Source organism: Bacillus sp. C1 (genome assembly GCF_054570475.1).
The window spans coordinates 54,572-73,241 of record NZ_JBTMZT010000009.1; the positions used below are offsets into that span (position 1 = coordinate 54,572).

An 18,670-nucleotide genomic window follows, 5' to 3' on the forward strand; every position below is an offset into this window, starting at 1 on the left:
TAATGAACATGGCAAGTACAATGACTCCATATTTCGGAATCGTCGTTTCATTAATCGCATACGGAATCGGAACACTTTTATTTAAACATTCAAAAGGATTTTTCTTATTCACACCACTATTTGTAGCGATGGTATTAGGAATTGTCTTTTTAAAGGCTGGAAATTTCACATTTGAAGAATATAATACTGGCGGAAAAATGATTAGTTTCTTCTTAGAGCCAGCAACAATTGCCTTTGCAATTCCGTTATATAAACAAGTTGATAAGTTAAAAAAATACTGGTGGCAAATTTTATCAGCTATCATTGTTGGATCTGTTTGTTCAGTGATTGTCGTGTTCATTGTCGCAAAAGCAATTGGTTTAGACACATCTGTAATGAACTCTATGCTACCACAAGCAGCAACAACAGCAATTGCATTGCCAATATCTGAAAGCATTGGTGGTATTCCAGCAATTACATCTTTTGCAGTTATTTTTAATGCAGTTATTGTATACGCACTTGGGGCTTTATTCCTAAAAACATTTAGAGTGAAAAATCCAATTGCAAAAGGTTTAGCACTTGGAACTGCGGGACATGCGCTTGGCGTTGCAGTTGGAATTGAAATGGGAGAAGTAGAGGCAGCGATGGCAAGTATTGCAGTAACAGTAGTTGGGGTTGTAACAGTAGTTGTTATTCCAATGTTCATGCCATTTCTTGGATAACGGTATGTGTTTTGTAAAAAAACATAAAAGCAAGCTATTCGTAGAACAGATTTCTACTGATAGCTTGCTTTTTATGTTACAGTAATGGTAAGACCTATTCTAATATAAAAGGAGAAGAGATTTTCCTTAAATCTTCATTAATACTTTATAGAATGCGTTCTGAAAAGGACGATTGTATTGTAAAATGGAAAGTAACAGGAGTTATTACAAATTAAATAGGAAATAAAGAGTTTAGATAGAGAATAAGTCGCTTGTATAAGCTCGATTTATGAGGAATGATAGTAAGGGAAAGATAGAGAAACCCATTTTTTAAGTTTCACTTTATAGGACAGGAGAGATCACTCGTCAATTATGCAAATGAAAAACCTGTTTCAAAGCAAAGGATTTCAGAGGTTACTTGTATTAATTTTGTTAGCCCTTATGTTATATGGGTTACAAAGTATGTTTAATTTAATTTTAATTACGTTTATTCTTACGTATTTAATGGATCGATTTCAAAAGTTTATTTCTCGAAAATTGAATCATTTTATGCCGATTAATAGGAAAATTATTATAGCATTCTTATATGTAATGTTAGTTGGTGGGATTTCCGTTACGTTATTTAAATATCTACCAGTATTGACAGTGCAAATCTCACAATTGATATACCAATTTAATGTGTTTCTTAAAAATCCACCAGATAACGAAATTATAAAGGCATCCATTAATGCAATTAACCACATGGAACTTTCTAAATATGTGGGGCAAGGTGTGGATATTCTTTATAAATATATTGCAAATGTCGGTAAGTTCGGTATGCAATTTGTATTTTCTTTAATTTTAAGTTTATTCTTCTTACTTGAAAAAGCTCGTATTGTAGCCTTTACTGCGAAATTTAAAGAGAGTAGACTTGCAGTTTTTTATAATGAGATTGAATATTTCGGAAAGAAATTTGCTCGTTCGTTTGGAAAAGTAATTGAAGCGCAGTTTCTAATTGCCATTGTTAATTGTATTTTATCAGTAATTGCACTATGGATTTTAGGATTTCCGCAATTACTAGGTTTAGCTTTAATGATTTTCTTATTAGGTTTAATTCCGGTAGCTGGTGTAATTATTTCACTCGTTCCGCTTTGCATGATTGCTTATAATATCGGTAGCATTACGTATGTAATCTATATTTTAATTATTGTTACTGTTATTCATGCGCTTGAAAGTTATGTATTAAATCCTAAATTTATGTCAGAAAAAACAAATTTACCGATTTTCTATACGTTTATGGTATTAATTTTCTCAGAACACTTTTTAGGTGTATGGGGGCTTATTATTGGTATTCCAATCTTTATGTTTTTATTAGATGTGCTAGATGTCACGAGTGATGAGTTAGGAAAAGACACTGGTGAAAAATAGAGAGAAGAAAAAGCATCCGATGTTGGTGCTTTTTCTTTTATATGCCATACTGTAAGAAGAATAAATAATTGGGGTGAAGTAAATGACTATGAATGAAAAGGTAGAGCTTGCTACGTTTGCTGGAGGATGTTTCTGGTGCATGGTTTCACCATTTGAAGAGATGGAAGGTATAATTAAGATTGTTTCAGGTTATACAGGTGGGCACAAAGAGGAACCAACTTATAAAGAAGTTTGTTCTGAAACAACAGGGCATTATGAGGCGGTACAGATTACATTTGATGTAAGTAAAATGCCGTATGAAAAGTTATTGGATATTTATTGGAGACAGATCGATCCAACAGATATCGGGGGCCAATTTCATGATCGTGGACAATCTTATGAAACGGTAATTTTCTATCATAACGAAGAGCAACGTAAACAAGCAGAAGCTTCAAAAAGAGTACTTGCTGAGAGTGGACGTTTTTCGAAGCCAATTGTTACAAAAATTCTTCCTGCTACTACGTTCTTTCTAGCTGAAGATTATCATCAAGGTTATCATAAGAAGAACACTTTCCGTTACGAACTATATCGCCAAGGATCGGGAAGAGATGCTTTCATTAAAAAACATTGGCCAACAGATAATGCGCATTTAAAAGAACGATTAACAGATATGCAGTTTTATGTAACACAAGAAAATGGTACAGAACCACCTTTTCAAAATGAATATTGGAATCATAAAGAAGAAGGTATTTATGTAGATCTCGTTTCTGGTGAACCGCTGTTTACCTCTTTAGATAAATTTGATAGTGGATGTGGGTGGCCAAGTTTTACAAAGCCAGTTATGTCAGGTAGTGTGAAAGAAAAAATGGATGTTAGCCATAATATGACGCGTACGGAAGTAAGAAGTAAAGAAGGAGATTCACATCTTGGTCACGTATTTCCGGATGGACCTGGGCCGAATGGTCTACGCTATTGCATTAATTCAGCAGCACTTCGTTTTATTTCGAAAGAGGAATTAGAGAAAGAAGGTTATGGGGATTTTCTTATCTTGTTTGGAAATAAAAAATAACCTCGCGTGTCGCGAGGTTATTTTTTATGCTACTTTTTTTTCTTTTTAAATTTGCTTAGTACTTCATACACAATTGGGACAATAAGGAGAGTTAACAATGTTGAACTTGTTAATCCGCCGATTACTGTTACGCCAAGGCCTTTAGAAATTAATCCACTGCCCTCAAATCCTAACGCAAGTGGGATAAGCGCACCAATTGTTGCGATTGCAGTCATTAGAATTGGGCGTAAGCGTGTTACGCCAGCTTCTAATAATGCTTCACGCGTTGATAGACCTTCGCGCTCCTTATGAATAACACGATCGATAAGAACGATAGCGTTCGTTACAACGATACCGATTAACATAAGCGCGCCAATCATCGCCGATACACTTAACGTTTCACCGGAAATTAATAGAGCAACGAGTGCACCAATGATTGTAAATGGTAACGAGAATAAAATTGCGAATGGTGCAAGGGCACCGCCAAATGTAACGACAAGAACGAAGTATACAATGGCAATCGCAGCTAACATCGCTAAACCAAGTTGCTGGAATGATTCTTGAATATCTTTTGTAACACCGCCCATAGAAACATCCACACCAGAAGGAAGATCCATTTTATCTACTTCTTTCTGGACAGCGGAAGATGCTTTGGAAACATCATCGGATATTAGTTTTGCACTTACTGCTGCATAAACACGCCCATCACGATGTGTTACTGTGTTAGAGGTTTCACCTTCTTTTACAGCCATAATATCTTTGACAGCTACTTCATTGCCAAGTGGTGTTGTAATTTTCTGGTTTGTTAAATCATCGATAGTTTCATAATTTTGTTTTTCTGCTTCTACATATACGTTAACATCTTTACTATCTTTTTTTACAGTGGTAAGAACAGGGCGATCATGTTGGTTCGAAAGACCCATTCCAACCTGGGCAGCAGTTAGACCCATTTTACTTAACTTTTCTTGATCTGCGACTAATGTGTATTCTACATATGTTTTTGCAAGACTAGAGTCAACATCTTTTAAGTCTTTTTCTTTTTTCATGATATTTTGAATATCTTTTACGACAGGTTTGATATCTTCTACGCTATCTCCGTATACGTATAGCTCAATTTCATTGCTACCGCCACTAGCTCCGAAGTCTTGACTTTTCCATTCACCTTTTCCTGTCATCTTTTGTAAGTCTTTAATAACTTTTTCTTTTTCTTTATCAAAGTTTTTCGTGTCATTGTTATACTGAACGAAGAACATAGCTTGATTTGTTTGACCTGGGCTCATTGGGTTTTCTCCACCTAATGAGAACTGAATCGTTTTTACATCTTTTTTATCTTGGAAGTGCGTTTCTGCTTTTGTTGCTACTTTTTTAACATCTTCCACTGTTTGCCCTGGTTCAGGGTTATATGTTGCAATAATCATTTTTTCTTCTTCAGATGGTAAGAAGCTTACACCGATAATGGGTACAAGTGCAAGGCTACCTACTAATAAAAGAATCGCAATGCTAGAAGTAATAATTTTATGGTTTAGTGCCCACCCAAGCACGTGTTTATAACCATTCGCTAACTTACTTGGCTTCTCTTCATGATGTACCTGTTTCTCTCTTGTACTTTCCTTTTTGAATAAGGAGTGTGCAAGCATTGGTACAATTGTAACTGCTACAAGTAATGAAGCTAACAAGGCGAAAACAATTGTTAAAGCAAATGGTAGGAACATTTCACCAATCATACCTTTTACAAGCCCAAGAGGTAGAAAGACTGCAATTGTTACAATTGTTGAAGACATAATTGGAACAAACATTTCTTTTGTCGCTTCGCGAATTAAGTCTCTACCTTTTAATTTTTCATCTGATAAGGACATACGTCTATAAATATTTTCAATAACAACAATTGAATCATCGACAACGCGACCAATGGCAACGGTCATGGCTCCAAGTGTCATCATATTAAGTGTAATATCCATCTGTTTTAGTAATAAAACAGCAATTAATAAAGAAAGTGGTATAGAAACGACAGAAATTAATGTTGTTCGGATATTTCGTAAGAACAACATAATAATGACAATGGCAAAGATTGCACCAAAGATTGCTTTGCTAAGCATTGTATCAACTGATTTTTCAATTGGCGCACCTTGGTCAAATGTTGAGACGATTTCTAAATCTTTATATTTCTTTTCAAAGTCTTTTACTTTATCTTTGACTGCATTGACGACATCAACTGTATTTGCATCAGCTGCTTTAACAATTTGAATGCCAATTGCTTCTTTTCCGTTTGTACGAGAAATGGATTCAGCTTTTCCAACTTCTTTAATATCAGCAATTTCTTCTAATGTCACGAATGGGATCTCACCAGTAGTAGCTGGGTTCATTTGTGGTGCTTGTGCCCCAGTTCCTTGGTTACCTTGGCCACTTGCTGCTGAAGGGACAGCGGGAATTTTCATTTCTTTTAAAGCTTTGAGTGTTGTAATATTACCATCTACAACGACTGATTTTTCTGTGTCTTTAAATGTGTAGAGTCCAAGTGGTAAAGATACGTCAGAGCCTTTAATCAGATTTTTAACTGTATCTTCACTTAAACCTAATTCTTTCATCTTATCCTTTTTAAAGACAAGTTGTACTTCATCTACTTGTTGTCCCGAAATTTGAACAGATGCAACCCCATCAAGACCTTTAAATCCAGGGACGATATTTTTTTCCACTTTTTCAGTTAAAGCAGATAATGATTCACCTTTACTTGCTATACTTAGTGAAATAACAGGGAAAGCATTAAAGTTTACTCGAGAAACTTTTGGATCTTTCACATCTTCTGGTAGTTTTACGTTTGCAAGTGCTTCTTTAACTTCAGTTTCTGCTTTCTCCATATTCTTATCAAAATCATATTCTATTTGAATAGAAGAGGCATTTTGATAAGAGGAAGAACTTACAATGTTTACACCATTTAAATTTTGCAGTTGTTCTTCCATCGGTTTTGATACCTTATCTGCTACTTCTGCTGGTGTAGCACCAGGATAAACCGTTGTTACTGTTACAACAGGCGTTGTAATATCAGGAATTGTTTCTAGTTTCATATTCATACCAGAATAAATTCCTGTAATCGTAACAATAATGGTTAATAGCCAAACTGCGAACTTATTTTTCAACGAAAAGTTAATAATTTTGTTCATGTTTGCGCTCCCTTTTTAACATATATTGACCGGATGGTCAGTCTAATACATAATATAAATGACTGAGTGGTCAGTCGTCAACTAAAAGGGATGGTATAATACATGTAAGTTGAAGTTTTATGATGCGAGATTAAAGTGGGAGAGAAGATATGAAAGAAAAAGAACGTTTAATTATAGAAATGGCAATGAAGTTATTCGCAACCAAAGGTGTAAAAGCGACGTCAGTACAAGAAATTGTAACAGCATGTAGTATGTCAAAAGGAGCTTTTTATTTATACTTTAAATCAAAAGATGAGTTACTATTAGCGACTCTTAGATATTATTATGACAAAATCCATAACAAAATGATGGATATTGATAAAGAGTTATTGCTACCACGTGAAAAATTTAAAAAACAATTGTATTGTCAGCTTAATGATGTTCAAACACATAAGGAATTTCTTATTATATATGCGAGGGAAAATGCGATCCCGTTTAATAAAGATGTCGAGGCTTTTATGGTGAAAATGAAGCTGGAATCACATGCATTTTATCGAAATAATTTATTAGCTATATATGGTGAAAGGATTACTCCATATATATTAGACCTTGTGGTTATAATAGAGGGGATATGCCGAGGATATTTAGAATTAATTATTTTTCATGCAGCTGAATTTGATTTATCTCACGTTGCTACATTCATTTTAAGGAGAATGGATGACCTTGTAAAAGGGCTTGTACACTCTGAGGATATGCCCGTTTTGCAAGAAGAGCAACTAGGCCAATTATTTGGTAGCTCAGAATTTATTAAAGAGCAAGCAAAGGAACAGTTTTTACAAGAAATTATTATGCTTAAACGGACGTTAGCAGATCAAATAGAAAATGATGACTTGTTAGTTACATTAGATGTTTTAGAGGCTGAGATGAGAATGCCAAATTCAAGAATCCCAGTGATTCAAGGAATGCTGGCTAATTTGAAATCGTATAGTGATTTCAAGGATTTTCGATTAAGATTAGCAGGATATTATCATATAAAAACCACATGAGATGGATAGATTAATTTTGTAATAAGAAAAGGTGGATGCCATAATGGATCCACCTTTTTTATTAGTTGCTAGATTGTGCCCATTCTTCTATATTCCAAACCTTAGTTACCCAGTCTTCATAAAAGTCTGGTTCGTGGCATACGAGAAGGATTGTTCCTTTATATGCTTTCAAAGCTTTTTTTAATTCTTCTTTAGCTGTAACATCGAGGTGATTTGTTGGCTCATCAAATAGGATCCAGTTACTTTCTTCACCCATCAATTTACATAAACGGACTTTTGCTTGTTCTCCACCACTTAATTGACTCAATGGGCGAGAAATATGCTCATTTTTTAAACCGCATCGTGCTAACATGGCACGAACTTGGTGCTGATCTAAATGCGGGAACGTATTCCAGACATCATCGATTGGTGTTAAATTATCAGCTTTTACTTCTTGTTCAAAGTATGCGGGTTCTAAGAAATCACCAAGGCTTGTTTTTCCGCTTAGCGGTTTGATTTTTCCAAGAATCGTTTTTAATAATGTCGATTTACCAACACCATTACAGCCAACAATCGCAATTTTTTCACCGCGTTCAATTGTCATCGTTAGTTTCGGTAATAGCGGATGTGTGTAGCCAATTTCTACGTCTTCGCCTTCAAAAACAAAGCGACTGCTTGCGCGACATTCTTTGAAAGAGAATTCAGGTTTAATTGCTGTTTCTGGGCGATCGATACGCTCCATGCGATCAAGCTGCTTCTGACGGCTCTTTGCACGACCTGTTGTCGAATAGCGTGCCTTATTCTTTGAAATGAAGTCTTCTTGCTTTTTAATGAATTCTTGTTGCTTTTGATAAGCATTTAGATGTTGATTTTTATTCAGTTCAGCTAGTTCTAAAAACTTCTCATATGTTGCTGTATAACGCGTCATTTTCGAAAATTCTAGATGGAAAATAACATCAACACATTTGTTCATAAATTCCGTATCATGGGAAATTAAAAGGAATGCATGTGGATATTCTTTTAAATAATTTGTTAACCATTGAATATGTTCCACGTCTAAATAGTTGGTAGGTTCATCTAGTAATAGTACTTCTGGCTGTTCAAGCAATAGCTTTGCAAGCAATACTTTTGTACGCTGTCCACCACTTAATGCAGAGACATCGCGATCTAAACCAATTGCATCAATGCCAAGACCACGTGCTGCTTCTTCAATCTTAATATCTAATAAGTAGAATCCACCTGCTTCAAGTGCATCCTGAATGTCTGCCATTTGGTCAAGAAGTTCTTCTAGTTCTTCTGGCGTAGCCGTTCCCATTTTTTCTGTAATTGTATTTAATTCTTTTTCCTTTTCAAATAAAGGTAAAAATGCATCTGTGAGTACGTCGCGAATCGTTCTTCCAGCTGTTAAAATTGTATGTTGATCTAAATATCCGTAATGTGTACCAGGTGTCCACTCTACACGGCCATCATCGTGAATAAGTTGTCCTGTAATAATATTCATAAATGTTGATTTACCAACGCCATTTGCGCCGACTAAGCCAACATGTTCACCCGCTAATAAGCGTAATGATACGTCTTTAAATAATGTACGATCGCCAAATGTATGACCTAATTTTTCGACTGTTAATAAGCTCATAATGTCCTCCGTCCATTTCAAAATAGTGTCTTGCATTATGATACTAAATTCTTAGATATAATGCTATCCTTTCAAAATGTATATTTTTACAAGAATGGGGTTGCATATTTTTGGGAAAGTAATATAATTTAATTGAACATCGGTTAATTAAAAATGTGAGGTATGAGAGATGTCGCCGAGAAGAGCAGTTAAAGAAGAGTTAACAAGAGAAATGATTATGAATGCAGCGAGAGATTTATTTATAAAGCAAGGATATCAGCATACTTCAATGCGTAAGATTGCGGCGAAACTAGGATATAGCCATGGTTCGATTTATTATCATTTTAAAAATAAAGCAGAGCTTTTTTATGCGATGGTTGAACAAGATTTTCAATTATTGGATCAAAAATTAGATGAAACGATTGCTCAAAATTTACAGCCAGAAGAACAATTAAAAGCAGTACTATTGGGTTTTATTGAATTTGGTCTACGAAATCAAAGTCATTATGAAATTATGTTTTTGATCAAAGATGAAGAATTAAAAGAATGTCTAGCAGATGAGCCAAATGCTAGTTATGAAAAGTTCGCTAAGGCCGTATTTTCTCTATGTAATGGAAAGGTAAATGTAATGACTATATGGTCTGTTTTTCTATCACTACATGGCTTTGTGTCACATTATTGTAGAAATGTTCAAACGTTTGAAGAGGTACAAAATTTGGCTAATGAACATGTGAATTTTATTGTAAAATCGCTTCTTATGTAAGTGATTTTCTTTTTACTATTAATTGAACAGTGGTTAATTAAAGGGGGAGACTATGATGAAAAAGGCTTTAGTGTTGGGGGCATCTGGAGCAATGGGATATGCAATTACAAAGGAGTTATGCGGGAGAGGAATCGATGTAGTTGCTTTCGCGAGAAATAAAGAGAAACTAGAAAATTTGTTTTACGATGAGGAGAAAATACAAATAATAGCGGGAGATGTCTTTAATCAAGGGGATATAATGGTAGCAGCTAAAGGTGTAGATGTTATATTTCATGCTGTAAATATTCCATATTCAGATTGGGAGATCAAACAGCCAAAGTTATTAAAAAATATAGTAGAAACGACGAAATATCACCGTGCTAAATTAGCTATGGTAGATAATATTTATGCATACGGGCGACAAGGGCGAGAGAAGGTAACAGAGGAGACTGAGAAGAATCCACATACAAAGAAGGGAAAGATTCGCTTACAGCTTGAGTTGATGGCAAAACAAGCAGATATTCCAGTTCTTATTGCTCATTTTCCAGATTTTTATGGTCCGAATGCGGCAAGTACGCTTATTCATCATACGTTACAAGGTGTTCTTGCAAATAAGATGTCTAGCTTTGTTGGAGATAAGAAAATTGCTAGAGAATATATTTACACGCCAGATGGGGCAAAAGCCATTGTTGAACTAGCATTATGTGATAGTGCATACGGACAAAACTGGAATGTACCAGGAAGTGGAATAATTACAGGGGAAGAGATGATTCGGCATATAAGGGAATTAACGGGGTATACAAAGCCAATAATGACTGTGAAAAAACAAATGATTAGAATGCTCGGCCTATTTGATAAACAGATGAAAGAGTTTGTAGAAATGCTTTATTTGACAGAAGAACCGGTTGTATTGAATGGAGAGAAATATGAACGCTATATTGGTAAAGTACCAATGACCTCTTATCATGATGGATTAAAGGAGACTATTTCGTTTTTGGAGAGGAAAATTAGATAAAAAAAGAAGAGTAAACGTTCTAATATGGAACGGTGCTCTTCTTTTTTTCTATTTCAAATATCCTCGCACAATTCCTTTCAAGCGATTTGCATGAAATCTACGTTTATCGTTTGAAATGTTTTGCGTCATACGAAATGTAGCAGCTGCAACCGCACGTAAAAAGTAAAGGAATCCATAATGTAAACGAATTACTCTCCCGAAACCACCAGCATAGGAAAGTGCCCTTTTTAATGATTGCTCATTAATCTCTTCTTCTTTTACTGGATGATATACGAATAGATCTTTTCTAAACAATCCTATATATCCATTTCTCATACCACGTAGTACAAAGTCAGTTTCTTCGCCAGCTCCGTAAATTGTTCCTGATCCAACACCTAGGTCTTCATCAAATGTACCAACATCTTGTACAAATTGTTTTTTAAAGAATAGTGCAAAAGACGGCCCCATGAATCCATATTTATTATTCAAAATAATATCTGTTGCTGGGGCATGTATTAGCGATCCGGTTCCTTCAATATTTGTAGTATTTGTAGATATAAAGTGAATGCCTTCATGAGCATGAAATGTCTCTAGTATACTTTCTAACACGTTTGTTTCATAAATACAGTCATCATCTGGAAAAGCAATAATATCGCCATCAGTTACTTTTAATCCCGTATTACGGGCACGGGATAATCCTTTAATCGGTGTATAAATATAGTTGATTGCAAATTTTTCCTTATAACCTTCAAAGAGATCAGAAATTGGTGTATCATTTTGATCAACTACAATGAGCTCAAAGTTTTTATAAGTTTGTTTTTCTAACGATTTTAGTAAATCAAGAATATCATCACGTCTGCCGCAAGTGGCCATGATTAAAGAGAATTTCAATTATAACAGCTCCTTCAAGATGGTTCATTTGTTCATATGAAGAAAAATAGTTTGTTTTTCTTACTTCATCTACATTAAGCTCTTTTAAATCTCATCTTTATTTTGTTTAATAGCATAAAGAGAATCTCATCTTTTGCTATGAATAGGATAAGTACATAAGTGAACCCACATCCTAATATTGTGATGATAACTTGTAGAATCTGTCCTGAAATTACCGTATTAACTAAGAACGCTATTGGTAAAAACGTTAATGAATAAAACATATATTTTAGTTTCTGTATATCGAACAATGTGTAATTTACTTTTAATTTCTTTTTTACATAAATATATTCAAATATAATTAACAAACAGTTAGCAATTGTTGTTGTAAAAATTGCCGTTACTGGTGTAAGTACATGGAAATATATAAGTGCAATATTAGATACTAGGTTTATGAAGCCGCAAATGAATAAAAAGCGTACCAAAATGCTCTCTTTCTTTTTCACGTAAATAATTTGGTTCGATAAAATAGATTCAATTCCTACTGAAATCATATAAAATGCAAAAACAATTAAGGTGTTACCAGCTCCAGCATATTCTTTTCCCCCATAAATGACAACAGCTCCGTGAGCAATAAGCATTAATCCAATCGCTGCAGGGAACAGAGTAATGAAATATACTTTTGAGATTTTATTTAATAACGATTCATATTCTTCTGTCGAGTTTCCAGATAAATAAGATAGCCTTGGAATAGTAACTTGCACAACACTTAACATAAGTGTATTAATAATGGTCATAATTTGAAAGGCCATTACATAGAAGGCAACTTCAGCTTTGCCAGCATATTCTCCTAAAACAAAACGATCTAGCTGTGTGTATAGAAGATTAGCATTTGAAAAAATAACAACTAAAAATAAAGGTTTTAAATGTGGAACAATTGTTAAATTGGAGAAATCAAATTTAACTCGGCGCTTCACATATATAAAACTAATAGAATGGTTTAAAAATGTTGATAAAACTAATAAACCAGCAAATTGTTTATAGTCATCGACCCCATGAATAAAGGTAAACAGAAGTACAACATAAATTAAACGAATAACAACAGTTTTCTTCGTAATGAAATCATAATTTTCATATGCTTCATTAAACCATTCTACATAAAATAAATTTGAGATAAAGTTGAATCCGAAAATGAGAAGTACAGGAAACAGATCTTTGTTCCCGTATCCGAAATAACTAAATAATAAAAAGGCTAATAAGGCCAGAATACTTGTTGTAAAATTAATTACATATAGACTCGTGAACAATTGTGAAACTTTCTTTTTATCGTTTTTTATTAAGCTGATTTCACGCAATCCGTATTGATATACACCAAATACAGCAAAGATGAAAAAGTAATTAAAGATAGTTTCAGAAAAATTAACGGTTCCCATTGAATCAGCTCCGAGCATTCGATATGCGTATGGGCCAACTAAGATTGGGAGAATAATATTAAAGGTATTGAGCAATATTTTATAGAAAATATTTGAGACAAGTGACTTTTGCATGATTTCACCTTTCCACACACATGAAAGTTACGTAAATACCTTTCATAATAAATGATATTAGTTACTAAAATAGATTCCTTTTGCATTTTTAATCATACTAATTTGGAACGTGGTTGTTCGTTAAATATTCTTCATAATGAATAGAAACAGTAAACGCTTTACTGTTGAACTGAATTGTTCGGATCTCTACACAATGTAGAGACGGATTTTTTGTTTCCATCTAGTTGAAACACTATTTGTTTCTTAATTTTCAAATATTATTTTCATCAACTGCATTGGATGATTTTTCATGCGTTGTATAAGTTTCAAGAGGTACAACGCATAATATTGGTAATTCATAACTTCGGATATAAGTGTACCCTACATAAACTTTGTAAATCAACTATTGGTTAAGAAGATATATGAAGTAGATTAGAATAAATTATATATAAATCCACTTTGATTTTTTCGACACATACCCCGCTGCTATGAAGAACAAAAAGTGAATTACACTCATTTTCTCTCTTTGTTTTCAATTGGCATGGGGCAGGAAGAGGGGCTGACCGCTTCTATGCATGGCCGGATCCTCTCTCCCACCTAAAAAGAATGGTTTTATGTCATTTTTTCAATTTGTATTTATATATGTTTTTTAAGCAAGAATGTTTAGATATGTAGTTGAAAATAGCGAATATAGTGGACCTATATTCGCTAAGAGAGGATTACCTTGTTTGAAATAAGATTTTATTTATGCATTCCAAGGTTTATTCAATGTTAATACGTCAGCCATTTCTTTACTTTTTAACCGGTTATCTCTTCTGTTTTGTGCACGTTCTTTTCCTGTTTTATATAACCAATGTTCTTCTTCTGTTTCTGGTAGCACCTGAGGTACAGAAGAGGGCTTTCCATCCTTTAGTGCTACGAATGTGATGAAGCAAGTGGCAGCAATGCGACGCTTTCCTTCTAATAAGTTTTCTGCAACGACTTTCACAAATACTTCCATAGAAGATTTTCCGGTATAGCAAACGAACGCCTCATAGCAAACCGAATCCGTTTGATGTATGGGAGTTAAAAAGTCAACAGAATCAATAGAGGCTGTTACACAATGTTTTCTGCAATGTCTTGCTGCTGCGATAGATGCAATGCTATCAATTTCTGCTAATAATTTTCCACCAAATAATGTTTGATGATTATTTAAATCATTTGGGAAAACACGTGTTGTTTTAATTGCTTTTGATTCTCTCATAAATTTCTTATTCATATAATCTACTCCTATTTCTATTCTTTATCAGAGTGGTGTGCTTCCTATATATAAGATTAGTTTCTTTTACCGAATATGATTTGTTAGTTAGACAATTGATATTCAATAAGATATTTATCTTATTAAGATAGAATAATGATATATTTCTATGTGAGTAACTGAAAAAATTTTGTTTTGTATAGATTGTAGTGTAAAAGAGATTTCGCTTACATTGCAAGTGAAAAAGTAGCTACGATATGTTTGTTATATAAAAATGAACTTTAACGATTGATTTTTTCCTTTTGAACCGATTTTTGTTTAGTGCTTTGCATTCTCTTTGTTTTCGCTTAAGTTGTAAGATGGGAGTAGTATCGCCTACAGATGGTGGGATAAATTTCCTAACTGTCATGCAGCTATTCATGATAGAATCGTTTTGTTATGAATGAAAACAGAGGTGCACTATACATATGAATCACATACAAACAGGATTTAGTAAAATAATTATTGGAACTATGCTTGCCTTTTTTGCTTACTCTTGCTGGAACGCTTTCGAGGGAAGTAAGCAATTTTTTGGGGGAAGTGCTACGAGCTTAACAATCGTACTATCCATTTTTGTTATACTTCTTTTACTTTTCGCTTCTATTTTGCAATATCGATTTACGGATAAACAATTTCTCATTTTTTTAATGAGTATGACGGCGCTTGTTAGACTTGGAGCAGTCCTCTTTTTAGACGCCCCGCTTATAGGTGATACGAGGGCTGTGTATGAGACCGCAAAACAAGTTGCGCTAGGAAGCAGTAATGTAACGGTAATTAGTCAATCGCCTTTTATTATATATGAGTCAATATTGATTCGTATATTTGGCGATGCAACATTTGTTTTGCAATTATGTAATATTTTATATTGCATGGGTACAGCGTTTTTCATTTACCGAATTACTGCAACTTTATTTCAAGAAGAATGTGGACGGATCGCGGCAATATTTTACGCGCTATATTTGCCTAATATTTTTTCCTGCTCATTGTTAACAGGAGAATTACTCTCTATATTTTTATTTTACTGTGCGAGTTATATATTATTACATAAAGGATTGAGCCATTCTTACATGTGGGTGTGTGCTGCAGTATTATTTGCTCTTAGTAATATAATTGATCCAATAGGAGTATTTATACTTATTGTAGTAATTGTGTATATTCTACTAGTAGAATTATTCCAAAGTGCAGATAGAAAAAATATCGTGTTAAAAGCGATAGGGATTGTAGCTGTATTTTATGTGACACATTTCAGTATGAATTATGGTTTGCAAGCAATGGGAATAAAACAATATACGATTTCTAATCATGCATATGTACAATCAGTTTTAATTGGGGAACAAAATAATAAACAAGAACCGGTTCAAAGGCAAAGTTGGAAAGAACGTATGAATCAAACAGTAAGTAAGTTAGAAACAGAAAGATTAGTTTCTGTTAAGTCAAGTATAGATCAATTATCAGCAGAAGGAACGAATGGCGTAATACTAAAAGGTGAAAAGCTCCTTTTTATAGCTATAACTTTATTTATGATCATTACACTTTTACATGCTTTGATTCAAAAGCAAAATAGCGAAGGTTATATGCTATTCCTGTTACTTATAACAGGATATATGGGAATGAAGCTTCTGAATAAAGATATTGTATACGGTAGTTTAGTCATACCAAGTATTTTCATTTTACAAAGTTTAGGTGTTTACAAGCTGTTGTTTTACTGTCAAAAGTTATTTTTCAAAAAATAACATAAATCCATTGGTTACAGAATGGTTTTATTAAACATAATCAGATATATATGAAAAGAAAACTCACCATTTTTTTAATGGCGAGTTTTTTATTTAGGTAATGGAATAGCAATTATAAATAAAGAGAATTCTCTTTATAGCTTTTATCCCGCTATTTGCGGGCAGTATAGGACTCCCACCTTAAAGTTCAGTGAGCGCAAAGAGGTTAGGTGGGAGACCAACTGCCCGTAAAAGCCCGATTGGTAAGGGCTAATAATCAGTGGGGGATGAAGCCCCCACTGATTAAAGTTTCACTTTATTAGTATTAGCTTTTGTATGTGCTTTAAAGAAAACTGGAAAATGTACATTATATATAACGGTAACTACACGTATGACGAACGTTACTAGTAAACAAATATAAAAGGCTAATACGTGTGCTCCCATTTCATACGCAATCAGAAAACTAATTGCACCTAAAATAGAAGCAATTGCATAAATCTCTTTCCGGAATACGTATGGAATATCTTGAGCGCAAATATCACGCAAAATGCCTCCACCAATACCTGTAATAACACCCATTGAAACAACTAAAAATGAAGCATCTACGTGATGCAACATTGCTGCATTTGCCCCAATAGCAGTAAAAACGCCTAAACCGACAGCATCAGAAAGCATAATTACAACTTGAAGTTTGTTAATACGTTCAAAAAACATACAAGTAAAGAGAGCAGTTAATACGCTGACAAAAAAGTAAATTGGTTGTATAAATGCAATGGGAGGTAGGTTACCAATCATAATATCACGAATAATTCCGCCACCGAGTGCAGTAGCTACAGCTAAACAAAGGACACCAAATAAATCTAGATCTTTCTTTAAACCAACTAATGTACCAGAAATGGCAGCGGCAATAATGCCAAGAAACGTAAATATATCGATTAATAACATGGCTCTAATTCCTTCCCTTTAAAAATGTTCCAGAGCAAAATATACACTAAAGTTTTAGAAATAACAATTACTTTTCGTTACATGTAGAAAAAAAGAAAAAATGAGGGAAGAAAGCGTTTGAAAATACGGGATGTTCAGCACGAAAGAAGGTGGAGTTATGACTGTTTCTCTCTGCATAGCGAGCGGAAATATCAAGTAGTTAACTGAAAAATTATGTTATAATAAATATTTGAGATGAGTTGGAGATTTTTTGGAAGTTACATAAAGTGAGATAAGGTAATGATAGTTATGGAGGTTGAAGATGTTAAAAAATAATAGTTTAAGTAATAAGTTTGAAAATTTTTTATTAATTTTCATTCTGTTACAGCCGATTTTAGACTTACTCACATCATTTTGCATCATCGTTTTAAAAATTGATACAACAATTGGAGTGATTACGCGTTTATTTGTAATGGCTCTTGGTGGAATCTACATTTTGCTTCAAGCAAGAGAAAAAGAAAAACGTAAATATATTATATATTTACTAATAGTCGGGATTGTCTTAACGGTAGGTTTTGTAAATAATAAATTCGTTAAAAATCCTATCATATTGGGAGAAGAAGTTAAGTTTATAGCGAAATCGTTATATCCGTTAATTATGCTTACCTGTTATATTTTTGCATTTAAATCATTAAAAAATAAAGTAAATACATATTCAAAAATGAAGAATTATATCGTATATGCAGCGTTAATTATAAATGCTGTTATGGTTATTTCGATTGCGACAGGAACAGATTATAATAGTTACACATGGCTAAAGATCGGCTCACGTGGTTGGTTCTATGCAGGAAATGAATTAGGATCCATTTTAGCAGTGATATGCCCAATTGTTATTCTATATTCAATTGAAAAAACAACAAGCATAGCAAAGAGTTATTTTTGGATTCCTTCGCTTTTAATTATTTTCTCATTATTTGCTGTTGGTACGAAGGTCGGCTTTGGAGCTATCTTTGGCACAATGATTGTTGCTGTATTTATGTGTTATGTTCAAGCGTTTTTCCAGCGTAAAGATAGAAATAAGAAACCATATTTATTAAATGGTATCATCGCAACTGTTGTTTTTGCTGGGATATTAGCGTATACACCGTTTTCGCCATTTCTCAAAAATATGGGATTCCATTTCCAATTTATTGAGCAACAACAAGAAGTGAAAGTTGCGGAAGAAAAGAAAGAAGAAAAAGTACAACAAGCTCCTTCTGTTACAGAAAAGAAAAAAGAAATAGAGAAACAAGAGGAAACACAAGCGCTTATTTTTAGCGGGCGTGAAGAATTCCAAAAAATGTATGAAGATCATTATGCAGAAGCACCAACATCTCAAAAATTATTTGGTATGGGGTATGCTGGGAACTTTAAAGGAGAGCCGAAGCTAATTGAAAGAGATTTCCATGATTGGTTCTATGCATTTGGAATGATTGGCTTTGGTTTAATGTTAATACCATTTGTATACTTTGGTCTTAAAATTCTTTTCATATTAGTGACTAGATTTAAAGAGGTATTTACAGTAAAATACGGACTATTAGCAACCGCACTAGCATTAGGTTTAGGGATTGCATTTATAGCAGGCCATGTATTAACAGCGCCTGGAGTAAGTATTTATTTTGCTGTAATTTTGGCATATTTAATTGTTGATTTAGAAATTGAATAAGAGAAAATAAAAGCTAGCGTCATGTTAGCT

General features: G+C 33.8%; 14 protein-coding genes. 8 read left to right on the forward strand and 6 right to left on the reverse strand.

All coding sequences use genetic code 11. The features are described from left to right. Positions 1 to 8 precede the first annotated feature (8 nt). The 3 genes from lrgB (at position 9) to msrB (ending at position 3,135) form a co-directional block, all read left to right on the forward strand. Complete coding sequence (gene lrgB / locus ACX5JI_RS20165; protein WP_459502817.1) at positions 9 to 701, forward strand: antiholin-like protein LrgB; 693 nt, start codon at positions 9 to 11, stop codon at positions 699 to 701. A 351-nt stretch (positions 702 to 1,052) separates the two neighbouring features. After that, positions 1,053 to 2,087, forward strand: a complete 1,035-nt coding sequence (locus ACX5JI_RS20170) for an AI-2E family transporter (protein WP_459502818.1) — start codon at positions 1,053 to 1,055, stop codon at positions 2,085 to 2,087. A gap of 82 nt (positions 2,088 to 2,169) precedes the next feature. Beyond that, positions 2,170 to 3,135: a peptide-methionine (R)-S-oxide reductase MsrB gene (gene msrB / locus ACX5JI_RS20175; RefSeq protein ID WP_459502819.1), complete on the forward strand. Its 966-nt coding sequence runs from the start codon at positions 2,170 to 2,172 to the stop codon at positions 3,133 to 3,135. 29 nt (positions 3,136 to 3,164) lie between these two features. Here msrB and ACX5JI_RS20180 read toward each other — a convergent pair whose 3' ends face one another. Next, positions 3,165 to 6,272 (reverse strand): efflux RND transporter permease subunit, encoded by a 3,108-nt coding sequence (locus tag ACX5JI_RS20180; RefSeq protein ID WP_459502820.1) that lies wholly within the window; start codon positions 6,270 to 6,272, stop codon positions 3,165 to 3,167. A gap of 149 nt (positions 6,273 to 6,421) precedes the next feature. On the opposite strand from ACX5JI_RS20180, the gene ACX5JI_RS20185 reads away from it, so the two are divergent. Then, positions 6,422 to 7,297 carry a TetR/AcrR family transcriptional regulator gene (locus ACX5JI_RS20185; RefSeq protein ID WP_459502821.1) on the forward strand — a complete coding sequence of 292 codons (876 nt, stop codon included), beginning with the start codon at positions 6,422 to 6,424 and terminating at the stop codon, positions 7,295 to 7,297. Positions 7,298 to 7,358: 61 nt separating this feature from the next. On the opposite strand, the gene ACX5JI_RS20190 is transcribed toward ACX5JI_RS20185, so the two are convergent. After that, positions 7,359 to 8,912, reverse strand: coding sequence for an ABC-F family ATP-binding cassette domain-containing protein (locus ACX5JI_RS20190; RefSeq protein WP_459502822.1), 1,554 nt, complete (start codon positions 8,910 to 8,912; stop codon positions 7,359 to 7,361). Positions 8,913 to 9,081: 169 nt separating this feature from the next. Here ACX5JI_RS20190 and ACX5JI_RS20195 point away from each other — a divergent pair, with 169 nt between their 5' ends. After that, complete coding sequence (locus tag ACX5JI_RS20195) at positions 9,082 to 9,654, forward strand: TetR/AcrR family transcriptional regulator (RefSeq protein ID WP_459502823.1); 573 nt, start codon at positions 9,082 to 9,084, stop codon at positions 9,652 to 9,654. A gap of 55 nt (positions 9,655 to 9,709) precedes the next feature. After that, positions 9,710 to 10,648, forward strand: coding sequence for an NAD-dependent epimerase/dehydratase family protein (locus tag ACX5JI_RS20200; protein WP_459502824.1), 939 nt, complete (start codon positions 9,710 to 9,712; stop codon positions 10,646 to 10,648). A 48-nt stretch (positions 10,649 to 10,696) separates the two neighbouring features. On the opposite strand, the gene ACX5JI_RS20205 is transcribed toward ACX5JI_RS20200, so the two are convergent. The 3 genes from ACX5JI_RS20205 to ACX5JI_RS20215 all read right to left on the reverse strand — a co-directional run bounded on the left by ACX5JI_RS20205 (position 10,697) and on the right by ACX5JI_RS20215 (position 14,281). Continuing rightward, entirely contained in the window at positions 10,697 to 11,518 is an 822-nt protein-coding gene (locus ACX5JI_RS20205) for a glycosyltransferase family 2 protein (protein ID WP_459502825.1), read from the reverse strand. Positions 11,519 to 11,592: 74 nt separating this feature from the next. After that, positions 11,593 to 13,044, reverse strand: coding sequence for an oligosaccharide flippase family protein (locus ACX5JI_RS20210; protein WP_459502826.1), 1,452 nt, complete (start codon positions 13,042 to 13,044; stop codon positions 11,593 to 11,595). 724 nt (positions 13,045 to 13,768) lie between these two features. Continuing rightward, positions 13,769 to 14,281, reverse strand: coding sequence for an acyl-CoA thioesterase (locus ACX5JI_RS20215; RefSeq protein ID WP_459502827.1), 513 nt, complete (start codon positions 14,279 to 14,281; stop codon positions 13,769 to 13,771). Between the two features lie 446 nt (positions 14,282 to 14,727). On the opposite strand from ACX5JI_RS20215, the gene ACX5JI_RS20220 reads away from it, so the two are divergent. Then, positions 14,728 to 16,032: a glycosyltransferase family protein gene (locus ACX5JI_RS20220; protein ID WP_459502828.1), complete on the forward strand. Its 1,305-nt coding sequence runs from the start codon at positions 14,728 to 14,730 to the stop codon at positions 16,030 to 16,032. A gap of 282 nt (positions 16,033 to 16,314) precedes the next feature. On the opposite strand, the gene ACX5JI_RS20225 is transcribed toward ACX5JI_RS20220, so the two are convergent. Continuing rightward, complete coding sequence (locus ACX5JI_RS20225; RefSeq protein ID WP_459502829.1) at positions 16,315 to 16,956, reverse strand: trimeric intracellular cation channel family protein; 642 nt, start codon at positions 16,954 to 16,956, stop codon at positions 16,315 to 16,317. A gap of 301 nt (positions 16,957 to 17,257) precedes the next feature. Here ACX5JI_RS20225 and ACX5JI_RS20230 point away from each other — a divergent pair, with 301 nt between their 5' ends. Further along, complete coding sequence (locus ACX5JI_RS20230; protein ID WP_459502830.1) at positions 17,258 to 18,640, forward strand: O-antigen ligase family protein; 1,383 nt, start codon at positions 17,258 to 17,260, stop codon at positions 18,638 to 18,640. The last annotated feature ends 30 nt before the right edge of the window (positions 18,641 to 18,670 follow it).

Coding starts and splice junctions, on each gene's coding strand:
- ACX5JI_RS20220 (WP_459502828.1), top strand. CDS start 14,728: ATGAATCACATACAAACAGGATTTAGTAAAATAATTATTGGAACTATG.
- ACX5JI_RS20170 (WP_459502818.1), top strand. CDS start 1,053: ATGCAAATGAAAAACCTGTTTCAAAGCAAAGGATTTCAGAGGTTACTT.
- ACX5JI_RS20190 (WP_459502822.1), bottom strand. CDS start 8,912: ATGAGCTTATTAACAGTCGAAAAATTAGGTCATACATTTGGCGATCGT.
- lrgB (WP_459502817.1), top strand. CDS start 9: ATGGCAAGTACAATGACTCCATATTTCGGAATCGTCGTTTCATTAATC.
- ACX5JI_RS20180 (WP_459502820.1), bottom strand. CDS start 6,272: ATGAACAAAATTATTAACTTTTCGTTGAAAAATAAGTTCGCAGTTTGG.
- ACX5JI_RS20230 (WP_459502830.1), top strand. CDS start 17,258: ATGTTAAAAAATAATAGTTTAAGTAATAAGTTTGAAAATTTTTTATTA.
- ACX5JI_RS20200 (WP_459502824.1), top strand. CDS start 9,710: ATGAAAAAGGCTTTAGTGTTGGGGGCATCTGGAGCAATGGGATATGCA.
- msrB (WP_459502819.1), top strand. CDS start 2,170: ATGACTATGAATGAAAAGGTAGAGCTTGCTACGTTTGCTGGAGGATGT.
- ACX5JI_RS20210 (WP_459502826.1), bottom strand. CDS start 13,044: ATGCAAAAGTCACTTGTCTCAAATATTTTCTATAAAATATTGCTCAAT.
- ACX5JI_RS20185 (WP_459502821.1), top strand. CDS start 6,422: ATGAAAGAAAAAGAACGTTTAATTATAGAAATGGCAATGAAGTTATTC.
- ACX5JI_RS20225 (WP_459502829.1), bottom strand. CDS start 16,956: ATGTTATTAATCGATATATTTACGTTTCTTGGCATTATTGCCGCTGCC.
- ACX5JI_RS20215 (WP_459502827.1), bottom strand. CDS start 14,281: ATGAATAAGAAATTTATGAGAGAATCAAAAGCAATTAAAACAACACGT.
- ACX5JI_RS20195 (WP_459502823.1), top strand. CDS start 9,082: ATGTCGCCGAGAAGAGCAGTTAAAGAAGAGTTAACAAGAGAAATGATT.